At 75.9% G+C, this 3,980-nt stretch carries 4 protein-coding genes; 1 reads left to right on the top strand and 3 read right to left on the bottom strand.

Annotation, left to right across the window (positions count from 1 at the left end; translation table 11 throughout):
- The 3 genes from H5J30_RS20900 to H5J30_RS20890 form a co-directional block, all read right to left on the bottom strand.
- On the bottom strand, positions 1–1,147 hold a 1,147-nt coding region (locus H5J30_RS20900), incomplete at its 3' end, for a bifunctional transcriptional activator/DNA repair enzyme AdaA (protein ID WP_181788929.1).
- An 88-nt stretch (positions 1,148–1,235) separates the two neighbouring features.
- The gene (locus tag H5J30_RS20895; RefSeq protein WP_181788928.1) at positions 1,236–2,651 is read right to left on the bottom strand and encodes a phytoene desaturase family protein; all 1,416 of its coding nucleotides are present in this window, start codon (positions 2,649–2,651) and stop codon (positions 1,236–1,238) included.
- A 96-nt stretch (positions 2,652–2,747) separates the two neighbouring features.
- Positions 2,748–3,608, bottom strand: a complete 861-nt coding sequence (locus tag H5J30_RS20890; RefSeq protein ID WP_181788927.1) for an inositol monophosphatase family protein — start codon at positions 3,606–3,608, stop codon at positions 2,748–2,750.
- A gap of 170 nt (positions 3,609–3,778) precedes the next feature.
- Here H5J30_RS20890 and H5J30_RS20885 point away from each other — a divergent pair.
- The coding region (locus H5J30_RS20885) for a Sir2 family NAD-dependent protein deacetylase (RefSeq protein ID WP_309505589.1) at positions 3,779–3,980 on the top strand (202 nt) is incomplete at its 3' end.

Here is a 3,980-nt window from a genome sequence, read left to right as displayed (position 1 = left end):
GGCCGGGGTCGAGTCCGGCGAGCGCGCCGGGCTCGGGGAAGAGGTGGGTGAGGCCGCCTTCGGCGTCCTCGATCTCCGTGCCGTACGCGGTCACCAGCCGGCCCGCGTGGGTGCGGGCGGCGGCGGTGGAGACCTGCTGGCCGAGCACGGCCCGGACGGCGAACTCGGCGCCGTCCGTGGTGCGCGGCACCCGCCGTCCCGGCGCCTTGGCGATCAGCTCGGCGAGCTGGGGGTCGCGGGCGAGCTGCTCGTCGACGGCGACGGGGTCGGCGTCGAGGTCGAGCAGCCGGCGGCAGCGGCTGATGGCGATGGCGAGGTCGCGCTGGTCGGTGAGGGCGAGGCGGGCCGAGATATAGGGGTGGGGGCCGGGCCGCGGCGTGAGCGCGGCGATGCCGTGCCCGTACGGGAGGCGCAGCGTGCGCCGGTACGCGCCGCCGCGCCACTCCTCGACGCCGGGGACGGCGGTGGCGACGAGGTGGCCGAAGAGGTTGTCGGGGGTGAGCGGCTGCCGGAAGGGCAGCCGGAGGCCGATGGTGCCGGGGGCGGTGGCGGTGCCCTGGGTGCCGGGCGCGCCGGCGCGGGTGCGGGTGGCGCGGCGGCGCAGTTCCGTGGGGGCGAGGGCGAAGACCTCCTGGACGGTGTCGTTGAAGGTGCGGATGGAGGAGAAGCCGGCGGCGAAGGCGACGTCGCCCATGGGCAGCGGGGAGGTCTCGATGAGGACGCGGGCGGTCTGGGCGCGCTGGGCGCGGGCGAGCGCGAGCGGTCCCGCGCCGAGTTCGGCGCGGAGCTGGCGTTCGATCTGGCGGGTGCTGTAGCCGAGCCGGGCGGCGAGGCCGGCGACGCCGTCGCGGTCCACGACGCCGTCGGCGATGAGCCGCATCGCGCGGGCGGTGAGGTCGGCCCGGTGGTTCCACTCCGGGGAGCCGGGGCTGGTGTCGGGGCGGCACCGCTTGCAGGCGCGGAAGCCGGCCTGCTGGGCGGCGGCGGCACTGGGGTAGAACCGCATGTTCTGCGGCTTGGGCGGGACGACGGGGCAGCTGGGCCGGCAGTAGATGCCGGTGGTCAGCACCCCGGTGAAGAACCAGCCGTCGAAGCGGGCGTCCTTGGACTGGACGGCCCGTACGCAGCGCTCCGTGTCGGTGAACATGCCTCCAGACTCGGCCACCGCGGGGGCGAAAGCTAGCGGGAATCCGACATCATGCCCGCGGCTGCGGCCGGCTCCGGAAACGCTCCCGTCAGCGGGACCGCGTGAGCGTGCGGAACACCGCGCGGGCCGCGTTGTGGCCGCCCATCCCGTGCACGCCGGGGCCGGGGTACGTGGACGAGGAGCACAGGAAGACGCGGGGGTGCACGGTGGCCCACGGCACCCGGGAGAGCCGGGGGCGCATCAGGGTCTGCATGCCGGAGAAGGCGCCGGCGGCGATGTCGCCGCCGACGTAGTTGGCGTTGCGCGCGGCCAGTTGGGGCGGGCCCGCGGTGGCGCGGGCCAGCACGAGGTCGCGGAAGCCGGGGGCGAAGCGCTCCAGCTGCCGTTCGATGGCCTCGGTGGCGTCGCCTTCCCAGCTGTTGGGCACGTGCCCGTAGACCCAGAAGGTGTGCTTGCCCTCGGGCGCGCGGGTGCGGTCGGCGATGGTGGGCTGGCAGGTGATGAGGAACGGCACGGAGGGCTCGACGCCGTGCACGGCGGCGTCGAGGGCCGCGCCGATCTCGCCCTCGGTGGGCCCGACGTGCACGGTCGTGGCGCGCCGCGCCTCCGCGGAGGTCCACGGCATCGGCCCGTCCAGGGCGTAGTCGATCTTGAACACGGAGGGCCCGTAGCGGAAGCCGTCGTACGCGCCGCCGAGCCCCGCGATGCGCGCCAGCGCGGTCGGGGTGGTGTCGAAGACGTACGCGCGCGCAGGCGGCAGCTCGTCCAGCCGCTTGACCTCGATCCCGGTGTGGATCTCCCCGCCCAGCTCGCGCAGGTACGCCGCGAGGGCGTCGGAGATGGCCTGCGAGCCGCCGCGGGCCACCGGCCAGCCGACGGCGTGCCCGGCGAGCGCGAAGGTCAGGGCCATCGCCGCGGTGATCGGCGTGTGCAGCGGGGCGATGGCGTGCGCGGCGAGGCCGGCGATCATGCCGCGGGCGTGCGCGCCGTCGAAGCGGCGGTTCAGCAGCGACGCGGGCATCGCGAGCTGGCCGAGCCGCAGCAGGGTGACGGGGTCGCGGGGCACGGAGCGCAGCGAGGCGGTGAAGAAGTCCCAGGACAGCGTCTCCCACTTGCCGAGGAACGGCTCGACCAGCCGCCGGTAGACGCCCGCGTCGCGGGGGCCGAGGGAGGTCGCCGTCTCGCCGACGGAGCGGGAGAGCACGGCCGCGGAGCCGTCGGGGAACGGGTGGGCCATGGCCAGTTCGCTGTGCACCCACTCCAGCCCGTGGTCCGCCAGCGGGAGTTCGCGGAAGACCGGGGAGCCGATGCCGAAGGGGTGGGCGGCGGAGCACGGGTCGTGCCGGAAGCCCGGCAGGGTCAGCTCGGCGGTGCTCGCCCCGCCGCCGATGGCGTCGCGGGCCTCGAAGACCTCGACCGTGAAGCCGCGCCGGGCGAGTTCGACGGCGGCGGTCAGCCCGTTGGGCCCCGCGCCTACGACCACCACGTCGACCAGTGTCGTCATCCGCCTCGCCACTCCCGTCGTCGCTGACTGGGCTCAGGGCTCTTCCGCCGGAACCTCCCGGGCCGGGCCCCCGCCCGATCCGGCAGAGGGACCACCTTAGAGGGCCGCCCCCGGTACGCCCCGGCCCGGTCCGGCCAGCAGGGCAAGGATATGCCGCGCCGTCTCCGCGTCCCGCGCCGCGGTGAACGGCAGGGCGTTGCCGCCGGCCACGCGGAACGGCTCCCCCGCGACCGTGCCGCTGGCGCCGCCCGCCTCGGCGACGAGCAGCAGCCCGGCGGCGTGGTCCCAGGGCTTCTCCCAGGAGAACGCGACGGCGTCGATCTCGCCGCGGGCCACGGACAGGTAGTCGTGCCCGGCGGAGCCGCAGGGCCGGGCCCGTACCCCGGGGACGTCGAGACGGGCGAGGGCCCGCTTCTCGGCGTCGGTGGTGAAGTCGTGGTGGGAGACGGCGACGTGCAGCTCGTGGCCGGGCTCGGGCACACCGGCGTGCAGTTCCTCGCCGCCGGCGAGGTGCGCGCCGCCGCCGCGGCGGGCGACGGCCATGACGTCCTTGGCCGGCAGGTACGTCCAGGAGACCAGCACCTCGCCGCGGTGCGCGAGCGCGACGAGCATGCAGAAGCCGGGCTCGCCGCGGACGAACTGCCGGGTGCCGTCGACCGGGTCGACGATCCACACCGGCGCGTCCCCGCGCAGGGCGGCGAGCCGGCCGGGGTCGGCGTGCGTGCCCTCCTCGCCGACGAGCACGGAGCCGGGCAGCAGCGCGGTGAGGTTGCGCTCCAGGTGCAGCTCGGCGTGCTGGTCGGCGACCGTGACCAGGTCGTGCGGGCCGTCCTTCTGCATGATCTCGTCCGCGCCGAGCTGCCGGAAGCGGGGCATGACCTCCTCGGCCGCCGCCTTGCGCAGGGCGTCCTCGACCCGGTCGAGGGCGTCGGCGGAGGCCACGAAGTCGTCGATCATATGTCCATCGAACCATGCGGGAGCCCCGGACGCGGAATGCGGCGGACGGGCCGGCACCGGGACCGGCACCAGGACCGGCACCGGGCAGAGCCCGGCGGACCTGCGCGCCCGGACCGGCGTCCGCGAAAAGCCGGGCGCGGCCGGGGGCGCGCGGGCCATACGCTGTGCGCATGGCTGCGGCGACGGAGGGTACGGGGCGGCGCCCGCTGGTGGCGATCCTCAGCGGTGCCGGGATCTCCACGGACTCCGGCATCCCCGACTACCGCGGCCCGAACGGGGTCTGGCGGCGGGATCCGCGGGCGCAGAGACTCGTCACGTACGCCGACTACATGGCTGACCCCGAGGTCAGGCGCCGCTCCTGGCTCATGCGCC

It is taken from the genome of Streptomyces phytophilus, from assembly GCF_013870535.1.
Lineage (GTDB): Bacteria > Actinomycetota > Actinomycetes > Streptomycetales > Streptomycetaceae > Streptomyces > Streptomyces phytophilus.
This window is presented reverse-complemented; position numbering and strand designations above follow the sequence as displayed.